The organism is Streptomyces sp. NPDC021212, assembly GCF_044332925.1.
GTDB lineage: Bacteria > Actinomycetota > Actinomycetes > Streptomycetales > Streptomycetaceae > Streptomyces.
Window position 1 is genome coordinate 545,830 of record NZ_JBIRPZ010000003.1, and the last position, 18,303, is coordinate 564,132.

Here is an 18,303-nt window from a genome sequence, read left to right on the forward strand (position 1 = left end):
GGCTCCCGGGGTCAGACGGCGAGCGATGCGGCGGGGTCGCGCGGTGCGGCGCGGCGTCCGGTGATGGCGATGAAGGTGTCCTGGAGCGTGGCGTCCGGCGAGCCGCCGTACTCGGTCTTGAGTCGCTCCGCCGTGCCTTCGGCGGCCACCCGGCCCTGGTCGACGATGACGAGCCGGTCGGCGAGGGCGTCCGCCTCGTCGAGGTAGTGGGTGGTCAGGAAGACGGTCATGGCGTGCTCGGCGCGCAGCCGGCGGATCAGGTCCCACAGATCGGCGCGCCCGGCCGGGTCGAGACCGGTCGTCGGCTCGTCCAGGAACAGGATCCCGGGCCGGTGGACGAGGCCCAGCGCGATGTCCAGGCGGCGCCGCTGCCCGCCGGAGAGGGCGGCGCAGGGGCGGTCGAGCAGGTCGGTCAGGTCCAGGTCGTGGGCCAGTTCGTCGGCGCGGGCGACCGCGTCCGGCTTGGGGAGCCGGTACAGCCGCCCCTGGGTGACGAGTTCCTCCCGTACGGAGACGGTGGGGTCGACCCCGCCGGACTGGGCGACGTACCCGATGCGGCGGCGCACCCCGGCCGGGTCGGTGGCGAGGTCGTGACCGGCGACCGTGGCGGTGCCGCCGGTGGGCGGGAGCAGCGTGGTGAGCATGCGGAGCGTGGTGGTCTTGCCCGCGCCGTTGGGGCCGAGGAAGCCCAGGATCTCCCCGGCCTCCACGGTCAGGTCGATGCCGCGGACGGCCTCCACGGGGCCGCGTTTGGTCCGGAAGGTGCGGGCGAGCCCGCTCGTGGTGAGGACTGGCATGCGCCAAGAAAAGCAGGACCACCCTAAAATCGCAATGACTCCAAAAATCAAGCGACCCCATCAAAGCTAGAATGGACGGCATGGCGGAAGGGCTCAGGGAGCGGAAGAAGCGGCAGACCAGGCAGTACATCTCGGACGTGGCGACCGGGATGTTCATGGAGCGCGGCTTCGAGGCGGTCACGATCGCGGAGATCGCCGAGGCGGCCGAGGTCTCCGTCAACACGGTTTACAACTACTTCCCGACCAAGGAGGACCTCTTCGTCGACCGTGAGGACGAGGTCATCGACCGCCCCTCCCGGCTCGTACGGGAGCGCGCGGTCGGCCAGTCGGCGGCGCAGGCGCTGCTGGAGCAGCTGCGCCGGGACATCCGCGAGCGTCAGCCGTATGTCGGGCTGAGCGAGGGCTACGAGCGGTTCCGCCAGGTCATGGTGGACTCGCCGACGCTGATGGCCAGGCTCTTCACCATCCAGGGGAAGACGGTCAGCCATCTCGGTGTGACCCTGCGCGAGGAGGCGGCCGCCGAGCCGCAGGACCCGACCCCCGAGTTCGTCGCCCACCAACTGGTCGGGCTCCGTAACGCCGTTCAGCGCGGCATCATCCGCGGACTCACGGAGGGCGGCGGCATGGACGAGGTCGCCGAGGACGCCCTGCGGGCAGTCGACGTCATGGAGTCGCTTCTCAGCGACACGGTGCTCAACTATGCGGTGAAGAACACACCGTGACGCGCCTTACTAAGGGCTGCCCCAAGGGGTGAACGGGCGTTAAGGTCCACGCACACCGAACGTCGACGAAGGGGTGTGTGTCGTGGCCAAGAAGCTCGCGGTCATCGGAGCCGGACTCATGGGGTCCGGTATCGCGCAGGTCTCCGCCCAGGCGGGCTGGGACGTCGTCCTGCGCGATGTGACCGATGAGGCGTTGCGTCGCGGCACCGACGGAATCCGTGCCTCGTACGAGAAGTTCGTCTCCAAGGGCAAGCTGGACGCCGCGGAGGCCGAGCAGGCGCTGGCCCGCATCACCACCACGACCGACCTCGACGCCGCCGCCGACGCGGATGTCGTGGTGGAGGCCGTCTTCGAGCGGATCGACGTCAAGCGGGAGATCTTCCGCACCCTCGACGGACTGGTCAAGGATGACACCGTCCTCGCGTCCAACACCTCCGCCATCCCGATCACCAAGATCGCCGCCGCGACGGAGCGCCCGGAGCGGGTCGTGGGCACGCACTTCTTCTCGCCCGTCCCGATGATGCAGCTGTGCGAATTGGTGCGCGGCTACAAGACGAGCGACGAAACGCTGGCCGCGGCAAGGGAGTTCGCGGAGGGCGTGGGCAAGACCTGTATTGTCGTCAACCGTGATGTCGCGGGCTTCGTCACCACGCGCCTGATCTCGGCACTCGTGGTCGAGGCCGCCAAGCTCTACGAGTCCGGGGTCGCCACGGCCGAGGACATCGACATCGCCTGCAAGCTGGGCTTCGGCCATGCGATGGGACCCCTCGCGACGGCCGACCTCACCGGCGTGGACATCCTGCTGCACGCCACCGACAACATTTACACCGAGTCCCAGGACGAGAAGTTCGCGCCACCGGAGATCATGCGCCGGATGGTCGACGCGGGTGACATCGGCCGCAAGAGCGGTGGGGGCTTTTACCGCTACTGAGGGCCCTGGTGCGGCGCCAGGCCCATAACTCACCCTCCCGGGTGAATTCGGTATCGGTTCGCTTACAGACGGCAACTTCCTCGGGTGAGAGGCAGTCAGTTCTGTGGAGAGAAATGGCGCATTGACGACACGACGACGCACCATCCAGGGGAGCGCATATGCACATCAGGGGCGACCACGCCGAGATGGTCGTCGGAGGCCGACTGGACGTCCGGAGCGCGGCGGACGCCCGTACGGCCCTGCACACCGCCGTTGACACCGGCGGAGGAGATCTCGTACTCGACCTGACCGAGCTGGACTCCTGGGACGCCACCGGGCTCGGCGTGATCATGGAGGCCCATCGGCGAGCGGGCCGCGCGGGCCGGCGGCTCGTCCTGCGCGGGGTGCCGCCCCAGATGCAGCGGCTGCTGGTGGCCACCCGGCTGCACCGCATCCTGGCGATCGAGGGCGGGCTCGAGGCGGAGAGCCTGCCGCGCGTCTAGAAATCCCTGCTGAACCTCCGGGGTGGCGCGGGCCGTTCCGGGGCCGGTGGATACTGTGACGAGGTCTTGTCCGGCGCTCGCCGGGCATCATCCCTACGGCGGCATACACGGGCGCGCCACGCATCTGGGGGCACTGGGCCATGGAGCAGCACAACCGCGCACCGCACGAGCACGGTCAGGACGACCCGAGCCCGCGTTCCGCGGACGCCGCCGCCGCGCCGCAGCCGCCGCTGGACGCGGACGTGCCCGCGCCGCCGCCCGCCCGTGGTGGCGGCTCGGGCGCGGCGGAGGGCACCCCGGAGCCCGGGCCCGTCCGTACCGTCCGCATCGTCGCCGGCGACCACCTGCTGACCGTCAATCCGGTCGACGGCAGCGAGATAGAGCCCTGCCCGCCGGGCGAGCGGTCCGCCCGGTCCGCCCGGCCCGAGCGGCACACCTCCGACCAGCGCGCCGAGCTGCGCCGGGCCGCGGCCGCGCCCCGGCCGTCCGGCACGGTCGTGCCCGACCTGCCGATGCTGGAGCGGGACGAGGTGCGCGAGCGGCTGGCCCGGCTGCTGGCCCGCGGCCGCTCCGTACGGGTCACCGGGCCGTCCGGCGTCGGGCGCAGCGTGCTGCTGGAGGCCGTCGCCGCGGACTGCGAAAGCCTGGCGCCCGACGGCGTCGTACGGCTCTTCGGCTACCGCCGCACCCCCACCGACCTGCTGTACGACCTCTACGCCGCCGTCTACCGCGCCCCGCTGTACCGGCCCGAGCGGGCGGAGTTGCTGGAGGCGGTGCAGGAGATCGGCGCGGTCGTCGTCCTCGACGACATCGAGTTCGGCGGCACCGCGCTCGACGAATTCCTCGACGCGACGCCCGAATGCGCCTTCCTGATCGCCGCCACGCCGGATGTGGCGGCCCCGTCGGCCGCGTCGCACCTCGAAGAGGTCTTCCTCTCCGGGCTGAGCCGCACGGCCGGCCTGGAGCTGCTGGAGCGGGCGCTGCGGCGCCCGTTGGAGGAGGACGAGGCGGCCTGGGCGGCGGACCTGTGGTTCGAGTCGGAGGGGTTGCCGCTGCGGTTCGTGCAAGCGGGTGCGCTGCTGCGGCAGCGCGAGGCGGCGGTGGCGGACGCCGCCGGGGACGACGGCGCCGACGCCGAGCCGCGGGACGCGATGCCGCTGCCCTCGCTCACCTCGGCCGCGGCCCCGGCCACGCTGCTCACCGCGGGGCTCGGCGAGGCGCCCCGCCACGCCCTGCGGTTCGCGGTCGCGCTCGGCGGCGAATGCCCGCACCAGGCCCATCTGCCCGCCCTCACCGACGATCCGCGCGCGGACGCGGCCCTCGGCGAACTGCTCGCCCACGGCCTGGTCACCACCGTCGGCCCGCACTACCGGCTGGCGGACGGGGTCGCGGCCCAGCTCACGGCGGAGGGGTACGCGGGCGACGCGGCCGAGTCCGTCCGGCGGGCGCACACCGTGGCCCAGCACTACACCTGGTGGGCCGGTCACCCCTCGGTGGCCCCCGAGCGCGTCGCCGTCGAGGCCGACGCGATCCTCGCCGCGATGGCCGCCCTGGTCGCCGACCGGGAAGCCGGTCACGTCGACGCCGCCGTGGATCTGGCCCGGGCCGCCGCCCCCGCCTTCGCCGCGGCCCTGCACTGGGGCGCCTGGGAACGCGCCGTGCGGCACGGCCAGGAGGCGGCGCGGCTGGCCGGACAGGTCGCCGACGAGGCGTACTTCCATCACGAGCTGGGCGTCCTCGCCCTGTGCACCGGCAACCTCGACCGGGCCCGCGCCGAGCTGGAGGCGTCCATCGCGCTGCGCGGCGCCCTCGCCGACAAGCGCGGAACGGTCGCGGGGCGCAGGGCGCTGGCGCTGGTGAGCGACCGTACGGGCGCGGCGATGCCCGGCGCGTTCGGACCGGGCGTCATACGCCCGCGTCCGGAGGCGGCTCCGGATCCGTCTCCGGATCCGTCTCCGGATCCGGCGGAGAACGTCACCACGATCATCACACCGGTGGTGGGCGAGACGGCGAAGATCCCCCCGGTCGCCACCACGGCGGTGACGTCGGTGGTGCCGGCCGCTGCTGCCCCCGATGTGACGAAGCCGACGCCGACGCCGCCCGCCAAGCGCCCTTTCCCCGGCCTGAAGGGCGTACGGGGTCTCGCTCGGACCGGCGCCCGGCGCAATCTGGCCGCAGCCGGTGCGGGGGCGCTGCTGGTGGCCGTGCTCGGCGCCGTCGTGACCCTCGGCGCCCTCGGCGACGATGACGACAAGAAGTCGCCCGACCGGGTCAAGCCGCGGGAGTCGGCGTCGCAGCGGGACGACGACAAGGATCTGACGGCAGACGAGCCGTCGGACGCGCCCAGCCAGGGGGCGCCCCGGCCGGGGCTGAGCAATGTGCCGTTGTCGTCGCCGTCTTCGGTGCCGTCGAGCAGCGGCACCCCGAGCGGGCCGACCGGGCCGGCGGACCCGTCCACGAGCGGTGAGCCGACGGCGCCGGAGACCCCATCGTCGCCGTCGACGCCGCCGACGACCGACGCCCCCACCCACGAGCCGACGCACACCCCGACGGATGACCCGACGTCCCCCACGACGCCGCCGTCCCACACTCCGACGGATACGCCGACGACGTCTCCCACGAACACCACGTCGAACACGGCCAGCGGCCCGCCCGCGAGCAACTCGGCGTCCTCGACGACGACATCGCGCGTGTCCGCGTAGCCGGGGGTATTCCCCCACCCCGCCCCTTCCCGAACCGGGGGCAAGCCCCCGGCCCCCGCACGCGCTTCGGGCGTGTCCTCAATCGCCGGACGGGCTGGAAAATCCAGCCCGTCCAGGGGGCACCTCCCAGCGGTAGCTGGGGGAGATCGAGGACCGGGGTCCGGGGCGGAGCCCCCCCCACGCGGCGGAGCCGCATATCGGTGCTGCGGGAAGGGGCGGGGTTGGGGAGAAGGCACCCGGAACCGGCCAGGGGCGGGCGGTCGCCGTGGCCGGAATGAGAGGGTCCGGGGGTCAGAAGAGGCGGAGCTTGTCGTCCTCGATGCCGCGCAGCGCGTCGTAGTCCAGGACGGCGCACCCGATGCCACGGTCGGTGGCGAGGACGCGGGCCTGCGGCTTGATCTCCTGGGCGGCGAAGACGCCCTTCACCGGTGCCAGGTGCGGATCCCGGTTGAGCAGTTCGAGATAGCGCGTGAGCTGCTCGACGCCGTCGATCTCACCCCGCCGCTTGATCTCGACGGCCACCGTCGCGCCGTCCGCGTCACGGCAGAGAATGTCCACCGGGCCAATGGCAGTGGGGTATTCACGCCGAATAAGCGTCCAGCCATCGCCCAGTGTCTCGATACGATCGGCGAGCAGCTCCTGCAGATGCGCCTCGACGCCGTCCTTGATCAACCCGGGGTCCACCCCGAGTTCATGCGAGGAGTCATGGAGGACATCCTCCATGGTGATGATGAGCTTCTCGCCCGCCTTGTTCACGACCGTCCACACATTGTCATCGCCTTCCTTCAGCGTGCACGGCGGAGACATCCAGTTGAGGGGTTTGTAGGCCCTGTCGTCCGCGTGAATGGACACACTGCCGTCGGCCTTGACGAGGATCAGGCGGGGTGCCGAGGGAAGGTGGGCGGTGAGGCGGCCGGCGTAGTCCACGGAGCACCGGGCGATGACGAGACGCATGGTCGGCAACGCTACTCGACCACGGAGGGTCCACGCGATTCGTCCGTCGATGGACCCGTTCAGCAATGGCTGGTTGTGTGCCCGTATCGGTGGTGCGGGCACAGTGGCCGGAATACCTTTGAAGCGGGCGGTCGCCGGACGCGTACGCTGCGTCGCCCTCCGCCCATCCCATCCCTGAGACCCCGCATTCGGGGTCGCGAGAGGAGAACCCATGTCGCTCGACGTCTCACCGGCCCTTCTCGAACAGGCCGAGCGAGGCGAGGTCGACGAAGCCGCGTTCGTCGACTGCGTCCGGAACTCCCTACCGTACGCATGGGAGATGATCAGCTCTCTGGTGGCCCAGCTGAAGGTCGACGGCGGGGAGTTCGCCGACAACCAGACGCCGCCGCCGGACGAGCAGGCCCGCGGACAGCTGCTCCGCGCGCTGGCGAGTGACGCGATACGTGGCGCGCTGCAGCGCCACTTCGGGGTGCGGCTGGCCTTCCAGAACTGCCACCGGGTGGCGGTCTTCCCGCTCGACGCGTCGGCGGATGACCGCCTGGCCCGCTTCACCTCGGTCCGGGGCCAGCTGCTGAACCAGTCGCCCGAGCTGCGCGACTGCTGACGCGATGTCCGCTGCCGCTCCACCAGGGGGAGGTGTGTCAGAGCAGGAGCGGCAGCACTTCACCACCGAGACGCCGCACGTTCTGCTCCGTGGCCGCCAGATCGCCCGACCCCTCCACCAGCAGCGCGAAGCGCGTGATGCCGGTGCGCTCCGCGGTGGCCGCCAGCCGGTCGGCGCACAGCCGGGGCGGGCCCACCGGATGCAGCTCGCACAGCAGCTCCGCGTAGCCGACCGGGTCGCGCATCCGGCGCTCCCGGCCGTCGACCGTGACATGGGCGCCAAGACCCTGCCGTAGCCATCCCGGCATCGCCTTGGTGAGGGTCTCAACGGCCGTGGGGCGGGTGTCCTCGATCTGCACCACCCCGGCCGAGACATGCTCCGCCGCCACCGCCGCGACCTCGTCCGGGGAACGGCCCGCGGCCAGCGCGGACTTCTCCCACAGCGCGACCGCCTCGGCCTTCTCCTCGTCCCCGCAGTGCATGCCGAGCAGCATGGGCAGCCCGCGCTCGGCGGCCAGCCGCACACTGCCGGGCGAGGTGCACGCCATGATCACGGGCGGGGTGCCGGTCCGGCCCGGGTCGTCCGGGCGCGGTACGACGGGGACCTCGCGGAAGGCGAAGCGCTCGCCGTCCGCCCCCACCCGGGGCTCCCGCAGCCAGCGCAGCAGCAGGTCGAGCGCTTCGGGGAAGCCGTGCTCGTACGCCCGCAGCCCGGCGCCGAAGACCTCAAGGTCCACCCAGGGCCCGCCGCGGCCGACGCCGAGGGTGAACCGGCCACCGGAGCTGAGATGAAGCAGTGCCGCTTGCTCACCCAGCGCAACGGGGTGAACCGTTGGAAGTACGCTCACCGCAGTACCGACGCCTATGCGCCGGGTACGTCCCAGCAGCAGCGCGGCGAGGGTGACGGCGGACGGGCACACGCCGTACGGCACGAAGTGGTGCTCGGCGAGCCAGACCGCGTCGAGCCCGGCGTCCTCGGCCAGTTCGGCCGAGCGGACCGCCCGGTGCAGCGCCTCCTCCTGTCCTTGGCCGGGAAATTGAGCGGCCAGAATGAAAGCCCCCACATGCATCGCCATCTGCCTCCTTGTCGCGGCTCCATCGCCGACGTGGGCATCCCCCTCACTGGCAATAACGTCTGACACGTGCCAAGGGCACGGCCTGGCAAGTATTTTTCATGATGATCTGAGGGTGGTTGTGGATGACGACTTACCGGCTGGGTGACCGTTGCGCGTACGCTGGTCACAGTCAGTAGCTCCCAGCCCTGTCGAGGTGCCCCGTGTCTCCACGCCGAAACCGTCCGCGAGGTGGCGAGAAGTCCGTAGACCGCGTGGGCACGGACCGTTACGGGCTGGAGCGCACCGAGTGCTGGCAGGGGGAGGAGTGGGTGGTGCGGCTGGTGGGCGGCGGGACCGCGGGCAAGCACTACCGGTGCCCCGGATGCGACCAGGAGATCCCGCCCGGAGTGCCGCATGTGGTGGCCTGGCAGCAGCACATGGGCGTGGACGACCGGCGCCACTGGCACAAGGCGTGCTGGAATGCGCGGGACCGCCGGAGCGCCAAGCTCCAGCGGTCCCGTAACGCTCCGCGGTACTGAGCCCGCGGCTGCTTCGGCGCCGTTACACGTCGCGCTTCTCCAGCAGCGCGTACGCCCCGACGAAGGCCGCCGCGGTGATGCCCCCCAGGACGCCCAGCTGCGACCAGCCGGAGCCGACCGTCTCGTCGATCTGGAAGAGCGCGGCCAGCGCGAAGGGTGAGGAGTACTTCTGCATCTGCTCCCCCAGGTCCGCCAGGCTGGGCGACATCATCAGGAACGCCGGGAGGATCGACGGGAGCAGCACCACACCCAGCATCGTGGTGATCGCACCGGCCGAGTGCCGCAGCATGCTGCCGACGGCGAGCGAGAGCAGCCCGAGCAGGGAGACATACAGCCCGACGCCGAGGGTCGCGCCGATCAGCTGGTCGTCGGTCGGCTCCGTGACCCCCGGGCCGCTGTGCATCCCGGAGCTGATGAACGCCACGAGGGCGAGCGAAAGGGTCGTGGTGACGAACGCGAGGGTGAAGAAGACCAGCGCCTTGGCGGTCAGCACGCGGGAGCGCGCCGGGGAGGCGGTGAAGGTGGTGCGGATCATGCCGGTGCCGTACTCGGACGAGACCACCAGCACACCGAGGGTGACGATGCACAGCTGACCGAGCAGGGCGCCGAAGAACCCGGGGAGGGTGGTGGGGGCGCTCGTGTAGTCGCTGTCGTTGGTGCTCGCCGACGTCAGGAACCCGATCCCGACGACCAGCCCGGCCATGACGCTCAGCGTCCAGATCGTCGAGCGCACCGACTTGATCTTGGTCCACTCGGAGGCGAGGGCGTTCCCGAGGTGGGTGCGCTGGATCGGGATCGGCGAGGTGTAGGGGCCCACGGCGGCGTACGGCTGCGCGGGGGCGCCGGGCGGCGGCGACACGTACCCCGGCGGCAGATGCGGCGCCTGGTGCTGGGGTGCCTGCGCCTGCGGCGGCTGCTGTGCGTGCGGGTGCTGTGGCTGCTGCGGCGGCTGCTGAGGTGCGTGGGGCGGAGTCTGCGGCGGGACGGGCGCCTGGCCCTGCTGCTGGTACGGCGTCGTCATCGGGCGTCCTCGTTGTCGCGCTTGGTCAGGTCGGCGGGTGCGGCGGCCGGGGGCTGGGCCGGGGCGGCGGGCGGCTGGACCGGGGGAGCGGCCGGCGGCTGCGCGGGGGCGGCGCCCTGCGGCGGCGCGGGCGGCTCGGCGTATCCCGGCATCACGGTCCCGGGCGGGTACGGCCCGGGCGGCTGCCCCGGAACGCCCGGCGCGCCCGGCGCGTAGCCGTACGCCCCGCCCTGCGGGCCGTACGCGGCGGCCGCCTGCTGGAGCCCGGCCCGCTGGTCGACCGTCGAGCGGTAGTCCACGGCGCCCTGTGTCATCCGCATGTACGCCTCCTCCAGCGACGCCTGGTGCGGGGACAGCTCCCACAGCCGGACGTCCGCCGTGTGCGCCAGGTCGCTGATGCGCGGCAGCGGCAGCCCCGTGACCCGCAGGGCGCCGTCCTGCTCCGGCAGCACCTGGCCGCCGGCCTCGCTCAGCGCGGCGGTCAGCTTCTCGCGCTGCTGCGGTTCGCCGTCGGGGGTGCGGACGCGGGCGAAGTCCGCCGAGTTGTACGAGATGAAGTCCTTGACGCTCATGTCCGCGAGCAGCTGCCCGCGGCCGATGACGATCAGCTGGTCGGCGGTGAGCGCCATCTCGCTCATGAGGTGGCTGGAGACGAAGACCGTGCGGCCCTCGGAGGCCAGCTGCTTCATGAGGTTGCGGACCCACAGGATGCCCTCGGGGTCCAGGCCGTTGACCGGCTCGTCGAAGAGCAGCACCTGCGGGTCGCCGAGCAGCGCGGCCGCGATGCCCAGGCGCTGGCCCATGCCGAGCGAGAAGCCCTTGGAGCGCTTGCGGGCGACGTTCTGCAGGCCGACCACGCCCAGCACCTCGTCCACCCGGCGGGCCGGGATGCCGGACAGCTGGGCGAGGCACAGCAGGTGCTGGCGGGCGCTGCGGCCGCCGTGCACGGCCTTGGCGTCGAGGAGCGCGCCGACCTGGCGCGGGGCGTTGGGCAGTTTGCGGAAGGGGTAGCCGCCGACCGTGACGCGTCCCGCGGTGGGCTCGTCGAGCCCGAGGATCATCCGCATCGTCGTCGACTTGCCGGAACCGTTCGGCCCCAGGAAGCCGGTGACGGCGCCGGGCCGGACCTGGAACGACAGGTTGTACACGGCCGTCTTGTCGCCGTAGCGTTTCGTCAGGCCGACTGCCTCGATCATGCTCCGCCCCTCGTGCGAATGGGTCGGGGCGCCTCGCCCCCGTGAGTCTTAGGAGCCTAACGGCCGCTCGATGGTTCCCCTCACGGCAGGGTCGAGAGCGGATCGTGACCCCGTGGCCCGGCCCAGCCCTCGTCGTGGAAGACCCGGGTGCCCGCCGTCCGCACCGCCGCGTCGGCGCCCGCCCGGCCGACCCAGGCGGCGGGATCGGGGCCGAGGAGGTCCCGCAGCCGCGCGGAGGAGGCGAGCAGCCCGGCCAGCAGCGCGCTCTGGTCGCCGCCGCCCGGCAGGGGCCGCCCGCCGTCGCCGGGCTCGGTGAGCACGCCGTGCGTGCTGACGTAGAGGTACGCCGCGTCCAGCCGCTCCCCCGACGGCATCACCATCGGGAAGTCCGCCCCGGGCAGCCGGGCCCGCCGGTAGTTGGGCACCTCGGTGCGGTCCACGACGTCGAGCTGCGCGTCGTCGAGCCAGCTGACGACAAGGGGCGTACAGGCGGCGGGGTCGCCGTACGGGGCGGAGGCGACGTACCCGTACCGCCCGATGTGCGCCGAGCAGCCGACCGCGACGCCGTGCACCCGGACCGGCACCATGGGCACGGTCGCCGGGCGCCCGGGCCGGCTGAGCTTGTAGTGCAGCTGGGCGGGGGAGGCGTTGGACCCGACCGCGATGACGGGATGCCGGTGCCGGTACCGCTCCAGCAGCGCCGGGTCGAGGGGGCGCAACTCGCCGCCGGTGAGCAGCGCGGGGGTGGTGACGGGCCGCCCGGGGTAGCTGAGCGGCGCCAAGGCGGGCACGTCACCGAACCCGAGTGCGGCGAGGCTGAGGTCATCCACCCTCCCGAGGCTACGCGAGCGCCGCGTGCCCCCAGCGGCGGACCCGCGTGCGACTCCTTGCCCACGGCGAGCGGCCCCCCGGCGTGCGTTGGCCGTGCAGCAGGCCGAGTGCGCGGATCCCGCGCTGTACGGCCGAACGGCACCCCGCTGCGTGCGAAGCGGCGCACCTCCGACCGGCGCTGACCTCGCAGCGGGCGGTGCCCCGCGCCGTGCGGGCCTCGGCGCGGCGCCGGGCGTGCAGCGGTCGGGGACCGCATGGGGGCGGCGCTTCGCCGGGTGCGGCGAGTGGCGTGCCCCCAACCCCGGCCGACCACGCAGCAGGTCGGCGCACCGCGCGCGGTATCGCGCGCCGTGCGGCCGAGCGGCGATCCGCCGCGTGCGCCCAGAGCGCGGCCCTCGGCGCGGCGCCCGCACGGGCAGTGGCCAGGGGCCGCATGGAGTGGGCGGCGCCTCGCCGCGTACGTCGAGGGGCGCGCTCCTCATCCCGCGCCGATGGCGCAGCAGGTCGGCGCACCGCATGCGCGTGCCCCGCGCCGCTACTTCTCGCGGCACGGGGCACGAAGCGCTAAGTCGTGACCGAGCGTCACCGGGTCTGCTGGGCCGGGACGCCGCGGTTGACGGCCTCTTCCTCGCCCGGGTTCCCGGCCGCGGCCACGGCCGCGCCGGTCAGCGTGGCCAGCATCTCGCGGACGTTGGTCAGCTGGGCGTTGATGCTGTCGCGGCGGTTGGTCAGGGCCGCCAGCTCGCGCTCGGACTCGCTGCGGATGCGGTCCGCCTTGGCGTTGGCGTCGGCCACGATGTCCTCGGCCTGGCGCTGGGCGGTCTCCACCGTCTGGCGGGCGCGGCGCTCGGCGTCGGTGCGCAGCTTCTCGGCCTCCAGGCGCAGCTGCTCGGCGCGGTGCTCGATCTCCGCGAGCCGCTTCTCGGCCTTGGCCTGACGGGAGGCCAGGTCGCGCTCGGACTGCTCGCGGCGCTTGGCCAGGTTCGTCTCGAAGTCGGCGGCGGCCTGCGCGGCCTTGGCGCGGGTCTCCTCGAAGAGGGAGTCCGCCTCCTCGCGCTTGGACTGGGCGTCCTTCTGTGCCTCCTGACGCAGCGTGGCGGCTTCGCCCTTCGCCTTCTCGACGATCCGCGCGCCCTCGTCCTCGGCCTTGGCCTTGCGGTCGGCGGCGAACGCCTCGGCGTCGTTACGGACCTGCTGGGCGGAGGACTCGGCCAGCTCGCGGTGCTGCTCGGAGGCCCGGCGGGCCTCCTCGCGCAGGTCCTTCGCCTCTTCCTCGGCGAGCCGCAGGATCTTCTCGACGCGAGCGCCGAGTCCCGCGTAGGACGGCTCCGCGTCGTTGATCTGGGCCTGAGCGTTCTGCGTTTCGAGGTGCAGCTCCTCGATGCGCTTCTCAAGCGAGGTGATGCGGGACAGTGCGCTGTCGCGGTCGGCGATGAGCTTGGTAATGCGGTCGTCCACCTGACCGCGGTCGTACCCACGCCGCACGAGCTCGAAGCCGAAGGGGGAGGAAGTGTCGCTCATGGGGTTCCTGTCGAAAGAGACCGGTGAGGTGATAGAGCAAATCCTAGGGGGCCGAACGGCGTGTCATCGAGTCAACGTCCGTTTGATCTGGAGAATGTCCAGCCTTTTGAGTGGACGTAAGACGGAGACCTTGTCACTCGTCGGGATGATACGGACACGACACGCCGATGACAGCTAGCCGTCGGACCGTGTTCCCCTACCCATCGGACCGCTTTCCACTCGACCGTGTCGCACCCGCTCCCGCCGCCGTCTTCACGCCGCCGTTCTCCTTGCCGCCCGCGCCGCCCGACGCGGGGGTCTCGAAAGACTCCAACGCCTCCAGGACGTCCTGGACACGGGTGATTTCCGCATTGATGTCCTCGCGGCGGCGCTTGAGCAGCTCCAGCTCGCGCTTGCCCTCGTCGACGATCTCCTTGGCCTCCGCCGTCGCCTCGGCCTTGGTGCGCTCGGCGTCCTTCTCGGCCTCGACCCGCTTCTGCTCGGCTTCCTTCAGCAGCCCCTCGGCCTTCTTCACGGCCTGGATCCGCACCCGGCTCGCCTCGGTCTCGGCCTCAGAGACCAGCGAGTTCGCCTTCTCCTCGGCCTTCATCAGCTGCGCGGTCGCCGCCGCGACGAGCTTGTCGACCCGCTCGCCGGTCGCCTTCATCTGCTCCGCCGACTCCAGGCGGGCCCGCTCGTGCAGCTCCTCCACCTCGGCCACGGTCGTCGCGCGCAGCTCCTCGGCGCGCTCCCGGATGGCCGTCGCGTCGCCGCGGGCCTCGCCCAGCATGGTGTCGGAGTCCGTACGGGCCTTCTCCACCAGGCCATTGGCCTGCGCGGTGGCCTCGGAGATCAGCCGCTCGGCCTCCTGGCGGGCCGCGCCCACCATGACGTCCGCCTGCTCCTCGGCCGCGGCCGTCGCCTGGAGCGCCGACTCCTGCGCCTCAGCGGTGAGCCGCTCGGCCTCCGCCGCCGACTCGGTGACCAGCCGGTCCGCCTGCTCGGCCGCGTCGGAGCGGCGCTTGTTGGCGTCGGTGCGCGCCTGGTCGACCAGCCGGTCGGCCTCGTTCTGCGCCTCGGTGCGGATGCGCTCCGCCTCGGCCGCCGCCTCGGCCGCGATCCGCTCGGAGTCGGCGCGGGTGTGCGCCGCGTGCTGCTGCGCCGAGCTGACCGTCTCCGCGGCCTCGGTGCGCAGCCGCTCCGCCTCGTTGGTGGCCTCCCTGACCAGCCGGTCCGCCTCGTTCGACGACTCGGTGACCAGCCGGTCGGCCTGGGCCGCCGCCTCCGAGCGGATGTTGTTGGCGTCGGTGCGGGCCTGGGCCCGGGTACGCGCCGCGTCCTGCTCCGCGGTCGCCCGCGCTTCCGCCGCCTCCGTACGCAGCGCCTGCGACCGGGCGGTGGCCTCGGCGACGATCCGCTGGGCCTCCTCCGTGGCGCCGCTGACCAGCGTGTCGGCCTGCTCGGCGGCCTCCGCGCGGGTCTTGTTGGCGTTCCTGCGCGCCTCGTCCAGCGTCTCGTTGGCCTCGACGCGCAGCCGCTCGGCCTCGTGGTTCGCCTCGCCGAGCAGCCGGTCCGCCTGCTCCGCGGCCTCCGAGCGGCGCCGGTTGGCCTCGTCGCGGGAGCGCGCGTCCAGCTGCTCCGCCTCGGCGATCGCCTCCGCGACCGTACGCTCCGCGAGCGCCTTGGCGGCCTCCGCCTCCTCGTGCGCCGCGCGCCGCACGCGCGAGGCGTCCATCGAGGCGCGCTCCCGCTCCGCGTAGGCGTCCGCGCGGACCCGGTCGGCCTCCTCCTGCGCGTCGTGCCGGGTGCGCTCCGCCGCGTGCTCGGCGGCCTGCCGCAGCCCGGTGATCTCCGCCTCGGCCTGCTCGTGCAGCCCCGCGACCGCATCCCGTACGGCCTGCGCGTGCTGCTCGGCGGCCGACACCAGGTCCGCCGCGTGCCGTTCGGCCTCCTCGGCCAGCCGCTGCGCCTCGGCCTGCGCCTCGGTCACCCGGGTCCGGGCCGCCGCCAGCAGCTCCTCGCCCTGCTCGCGCGCCGCCGTACGCTCCCGCTGCGCCTCCTCGCGGGCGTCGCCCAGCAGCTCCTCGGCCTCGCGGCGGCGGCGCGCCGCCTCCTCCTGGGAGGCCGCCAGGGCCTCGGCGGCCTCGGCGCCGAGCCGCTCGGCGGCGCTCGCCGCCTCCGCCCGCACCCGGTCCGCGGTCTCCTGCGCCTCGTTCCGCAGCCGCTCGGCCTCCGCGGCGGCCTCGCTCCGCAGCCGCACCGCCACCGACTCGCCCTCGGCGCGCGCGTTGGACGCGTCCGCGGCGGCCTCGTCGCGCAGCCGGTCGGCCTCCTCCTCGGCCTGCTGACGCAGGGCCTCCAGCCGCTCCGAGGACTCCGCGCGCTGCCGCTCGATGTCCTCGGTGGTCTCCCGGCGCAGCCGCTCGGCCTCGGCCCGCGCGTCGTTCAGCTCCTGCTCGGCGGAGCTGAACCGCGCCTCCGCCTCCTCGTGCCGCCGGGTCAGCTCGGCCTCGGCCTCGCTGCGCCGCGCCTCGGCGGCCTGCTCGGCCTGCTCGCGCAGCTCCTCGGCGGCCCGGGTCGCCTCCTCCTTGACCCGCGCGGCCTGCTCCTCGGCCGAGGTCACCAGCTCGTCGGCCTCGCCGCGGGCCCGCTTCAGCAACTCGTCGGCCTGCCGGCGCAGCGCGTTCGCCCGCTCGATCGCCTCGGTGCGGACCCGCTCGCTCTCGGTGGTCGCGCCCGAACGCGTCTCCTCCGCGTCCTGCTTGGCCTTCGTGAGCAGGTCCTCGGCGGTGCTGGCCGCCTCCTCGATCTGCTCGACCGCCTCGCGGCGCGCCTCGGCCCGGATCCGCTCGCCCTCGGCGACCGCGTCCGACCGCTGCTGCTCGGCCTCGCCGCGCAGCCGGCGGGCCTCCTCCTGCAGCTCGGCGGCCTTGGCGCGGTACTCCTTGGTGTCGTCCTTCGCCGCGCCCTTGAGCTGGTTGGCGCTGTCGTGCGCCTCCGAGCGCAGCCGGTCGGCCTCCGCCTCGGCCTCGCGCCGGATCCGCTCCGCTTCCTCGGCCGCCGCCTTGGTGGTGGCCTGCGCCTGCTCCGAGGCGCGGGACAGCACCTCCTCGGCGCTGCGCGCCGCCTTGGCCAGCTGCGCCGCCGAGTCCTCGGCGACCCTGGCCCGGGCGTCGTCACCGGCCTCGGCGAGCAGCCGCTCGGCCTCGGCGCGGGCGTCGTCCCGCAGCTGTTCGGCCTCGGCGCGGATGACCTCGGCTTCCTTGGTGGCCTCGCCGACCAGCCGGGCGACCTCCGCCTTGGCGGTGCGGGCGCGCTGCTCGTTTTCCGAATCCGTGGCCGAAACCCGCTTGGCCGCCGCGTCCTTCGCCTCGCCGAGCACCTTCTCGGCCTCGGCGCGCGCCTCGCGGAGCCGCGTCTCGGCCTCCAGCATCCGCGCTTCCGCGGCGCGGGTCTGCTCGACGGCGTGCCGGCGGGCCTGGTCCGACTCCTGGGTGGTGGAGGTGCGCAGCTGTTCGGCGCGCTCGGTGGCCTCCTGGGCCTGCGACGCCGCCTTGTTCAGCAGCCGCTCGGCATCGGTGCGGGCCCGGCGCAGGATCGCCTCGGCCTCGGCGCGGGCCGTCTCGGTCTCCGAGCCCAGCCGGTCCCTGGCCTGGTCGGCGAGGCGCTGCGCCTCGGCGCGGGCGGCGCTCAGCGCCTGTTCGGCCTCGGCCCGGGACTCGTCCAGCAGCCGGCGGGCCTGCGCCTCGGCACGGTTGCGCAGCTGCTCGGCCCAGGCGACGTTCTCGTTGACGTGCGACTCGACGGTGGCGCGGCGCTCGGCCAGCTCCTGGTCGAGGCGCTGACGGCGGGCCACCGCCTCGGCGTGCAGCTCGGCTTCGAGTCGGGCCTGCTGCTCGGACTGCTCCTGGAGCAGCCGCTGGGTCTGGGCACGGGTCTGCCGCAGCTCGCGCTCGGCGTCGGCGCGCACCTGCTCCGCCTGGAGCTGGGCGTCCCGCAGCAACTGCTCTGCCTGGTAGCCGAGGTTGCCGCTGTCGTAGGCAGGACGGCTCGCCAGCGCGCGCCGCACCTCGTGCAGCTTGGCGCGCAGAACCTCGACCTGATAGCCGAGGTCGTCGGCGTGCTGGACGGCCTTCTCCCGCTCGTTCTTCAGCCGCTCCATCTCGGCCTCGAACTTCGAGAGGTGATCGTCAGGCTCGTAGCGGTCGTAGCCCCGCACTGCGCGGTCCCATCCGTCCCCTGGTCGCGTTGGCGGCCGGCTCCGTACCGCGCGGTTCCTGGTAGTCCCTTGCGGTCCCTCGCGGCCCCGACCCGGCGTGATGCGTGCCGGGCGGACCGGAGCTGGCCCTTCCGAAGAAATGGTGTCAGATCATCGGCTCAGCCCGGGCCGGACCCCGAACCCTTTCGACTCCCGAACCCCGGCCGAGCCTGCACTCTACCGGCCGGGGAAGGGGTAGGTCAGTGGTCCGCTTCAGTGGTCCGCTTCACCGGGGGTTGCCGCGGTCACGAGTTCGGTCAGTACCCCGTGGCAGTCCTTGGGGTGGAGGAAGGTGATGCGCGAGTCCATCGACCCACGTCGGGGCTGTTCGTACAGCACCCGGACCCCCTTGTCGCGGATGGCCTCGGAGTCGGTGTCGACGTCCGCGGTGCCGAACGCGATGTGATGGACGCCCTCACCGTTCTTCGCCAGCCACTTGCCGACCGCGGAGTCCTCCCGGGTCGGCTCCAGCAGCTGGAGGTACGAGGCCCCGCCGTCCGAGGTCTCGTTGATCTTGAGCATGGCCTCGCGGACCCCCTGCTCCTCGTTGACCTCGGTGTGGAACACCTCGAAGCCGTACGTGGCACGGTAGAACTCGACGGTCTTGTCCAGGTCGAAGCAGGCGATCCCGATGTGGTCGATTCTCGTCAGCATGGGCTTAGTGCACCGCTACACGGCCGGTTACGCAACGTGCGCGCGATCACACCGATGG

At 73.0% G+C, this 18,303-nt stretch carries 15 protein-coding genes; 6 read left to right on the top strand and 9 right to left on the bottom strand.

The genetic code is table 11. The features are described 5' to 3' along the window. Positions 1-11 precede the first annotated feature (11 nt). The gene (locus ACH4SI_RS10735) at positions 12-797 is read right to left on the bottom strand and encodes an ABC transporter ATP-binding protein (protein ID WP_398294925.1); all 786 of its coding nucleotides are present in this window, start codon (positions 795-797) and stop codon (positions 12-14) included. Between the two features lie 80 nt (positions 798-877). Between ACH4SI_RS10735 and ACH4SI_RS10740 the strand changes: the two genes are divergently transcribed. The 4 genes from ACH4SI_RS10740 to ACH4SI_RS10755 all read left to right on the top strand — a co-directional run bounded on the left by ACH4SI_RS10740 (position 878) and on the right by ACH4SI_RS10755 (position 5,634). Next, complete coding sequence (locus tag ACH4SI_RS10740; RefSeq protein WP_398294927.1) at positions 878-1,519, top strand: TetR/AcrR family transcriptional regulator; 642 nt, start codon at positions 878-880, stop codon at positions 1,517-1,519. 82 nt (positions 1,520-1,601) lie between these two features. Then, positions 1,602-2,450: a 3-hydroxyacyl-CoA dehydrogenase family protein gene (locus tag ACH4SI_RS10745; protein WP_398294929.1), complete on the top strand. Its 849-nt coding sequence runs from the start codon at positions 1,602-1,604 to the stop codon at positions 2,448-2,450. Positions 2,451-2,608: 158 nt separating this feature from the next. Continuing rightward, positions 2,609-2,932 (top strand): STAS domain-containing protein, encoded by a 324-nt coding sequence (locus tag ACH4SI_RS10750; protein WP_398294931.1) that lies wholly within the window; start codon positions 2,609-2,611, stop codon positions 2,930-2,932. A 140-nt stretch (positions 2,933-3,072) separates the two neighbouring features. Continuing rightward, a complete protein-coding gene (locus tag ACH4SI_RS10755; RefSeq protein ID WP_398294933.1) occupies positions 3,073-5,634 on the top strand; it encodes an ATP-binding protein in 2,562 nt (853 codons plus the stop codon). A gap of 291 nt (positions 5,635-5,925) precedes the next feature. On the opposite strand, the gene nucS is transcribed toward ACH4SI_RS10755, so the two are convergent. Beyond that, positions 5,926-6,588 carry an endonuclease NucS gene (nucS, locus tag ACH4SI_RS10760; RefSeq protein WP_398294935.1) on the bottom strand — a complete coding sequence of 221 codons (663 nt, stop codon included), beginning with the start codon at positions 6,586-6,588 and terminating at the stop codon, positions 5,926-5,928. A 211-nt stretch (positions 6,589-6,799) separates the two neighbouring features. Here nucS and ACH4SI_RS10765 point away from each other — a divergent pair, with 211 nt between their 5' ends. After that, the gene (locus tag ACH4SI_RS10765) at positions 6,800-7,192 is read left to right on the top strand and encodes an SCO5389 family protein (protein ID WP_123106473.1); all 393 of its coding nucleotides are present in this window, start codon (positions 6,800-6,802) and stop codon (positions 7,190-7,192) included. 37 nt (positions 7,193-7,229) lie between these two features. On the opposite strand, the gene ACH4SI_RS10770 is transcribed toward ACH4SI_RS10765, so the two are convergent. After that, a complete protein-coding gene (locus ACH4SI_RS10770) occupies positions 7,230-8,261 on the bottom strand; it encodes an LLM class flavin-dependent oxidoreductase (protein ID WP_398295236.1) in 1,032 nt (343 codons plus the stop codon). 206 nt (positions 8,262-8,467) lie between these two features. On the opposite strand from ACH4SI_RS10770, the gene ACH4SI_RS10775 reads away from it, so the two are divergent. Further along, on the top strand, positions 8,468-8,785 hold the full coding sequence (locus tag ACH4SI_RS10775) for an ATP/GTP-binding protein (protein WP_398294938.1): 318 nt from the start codon (positions 8,468-8,470) through the stop codon (positions 8,783-8,785). Positions 8,786-8,807: 22 nt separating this feature from the next. On the opposite strand, the gene ACH4SI_RS10780 is transcribed toward ACH4SI_RS10775, so the two are convergent. The 6 genes from ACH4SI_RS10780 to mce all read right to left on the bottom strand — a co-directional run bounded on the left by ACH4SI_RS10780 (position 8,808) and on the right by mce (position 18,245). Next, positions 8,808-9,806 carry an ABC transporter permease gene (locus ACH4SI_RS10780; RefSeq protein WP_398294940.1) on the bottom strand — a complete coding sequence of 333 codons (999 nt, stop codon included), beginning with the start codon at positions 9,804-9,806 and terminating at the stop codon, positions 8,808-8,810. Next, entirely contained in the window at positions 9,803-11,002 is a 1,200-nt protein-coding gene (locus tag ACH4SI_RS10785; protein ID WP_398294942.1) for an ABC transporter ATP-binding protein, read from the bottom strand. The genes ACH4SI_RS10780 and ACH4SI_RS10785 overlap by 4 nt, the downstream gene beginning before the upstream one ends. 80 nt (positions 11,003-11,082) lie before the next feature. Beyond that, on the bottom strand, positions 11,083-11,832 hold the full coding sequence (locus tag ACH4SI_RS10790) for a hypothetical protein (protein WP_398294944.1): 750 nt from the start codon (positions 11,830-11,832) through the stop codon (positions 11,083-11,085). Between the two features lie 583 nt (positions 11,833-12,415). Beyond that, entirely contained in the window at positions 12,416-13,354 is a 939-nt protein-coding gene (locus tag ACH4SI_RS10795) for a cellulose-binding protein (RefSeq protein ID WP_398294946.1), read from the bottom strand. Between the two features lie 196 nt (positions 13,355-13,550). Then, positions 13,551-17,552, bottom strand: coding sequence for a polarized growth protein Scy (gene scy, locus ACH4SI_RS10800; RefSeq protein WP_398294948.1), 4,002 nt, complete (start codon positions 17,550-17,552; stop codon positions 13,551-13,553). A gap of 252 nt (positions 17,553-17,804) precedes the next feature. Further along, positions 17,805-18,245: a methylmalonyl-CoA epimerase gene (gene mce / locus ACH4SI_RS10805; protein WP_398294950.1), complete on the bottom strand. Its 441-nt coding sequence runs from the start codon at positions 18,243-18,245 to the stop codon at positions 17,805-17,807. Positions 18,246-18,303 lie beyond the last annotated feature (58 nt).

Excerpts from the sequence above, each read along its gene's own strand:
- ACH4SI_RS10735 (WP_398294925.1), bottom strand. The coding sequence starts at position 797 with ATGCCAGTCCTCACCACGAGCGGGCTCGCCCGCACCTTCCGGACCAAA.
- ACH4SI_RS10740 (WP_398294927.1), top strand. The coding sequence starts at position 878 with ATGGCGGAAGGGCTCAGGGAGCGGAAGAAGCGGCAGACCAGGCAGTAC.
- ACH4SI_RS10750 (WP_398294931.1), top strand. The coding sequence starts at position 2,609 with ATGCACATCAGGGGCGACCACGCCGAGATGGTCGTCGGAGGCCGACTG.
- ACH4SI_RS10755 (WP_398294933.1), top strand. The coding sequence starts at position 3,073 with ATGGAGCAGCACAACCGCGCACCGCACGAGCACGGTCAGGACGACCCG.
- nucS (WP_398294935.1), bottom strand. The coding sequence starts at position 6,588 with ATGCGTCTCGTCATCGCCCGGTGCTCCGTGGACTACGCCGGCCGCCTC.
- ACH4SI_RS10765 (WP_123106473.1), top strand. The coding sequence starts at position 6,800 with ATGTCGCTCGACGTCTCACCGGCCCTTCTCGAACAGGCCGAGCGAGGC.
- ACH4SI_RS10770 (WP_398295236.1), bottom strand. The coding sequence starts at position 8,261 with ATGCATGTGGGGGCTTTCATTCTGGCCGCTCAATTTCCCGGCCAAGGA.
- ACH4SI_RS10780 (WP_398294940.1), bottom strand. The coding sequence starts at position 9,806 with ATGACGACGCCGTACCAGCAGCAGGGCCAGGCGCCCGTCCCGCCGCAG.
- ACH4SI_RS10785 (WP_398294942.1), bottom strand. The coding sequence starts at position 11,002 with ATGATCGAGGCAGTCGGCCTGACGAAACGCTACGGCGACAAGACGGCC.
- ACH4SI_RS10795 (WP_398294946.1), bottom strand. The coding sequence starts at position 13,354 with ATGAGCGACACTTCCTCCCCCTTCGGCTTCGAGCTCGTGCGGCGTGGG.
- mce (WP_398294950.1), bottom strand. The coding sequence starts at position 18,245 with ATGCTGACGAGAATCGACCACATCGGGATCGCCTGCTTCGACCTGGAC.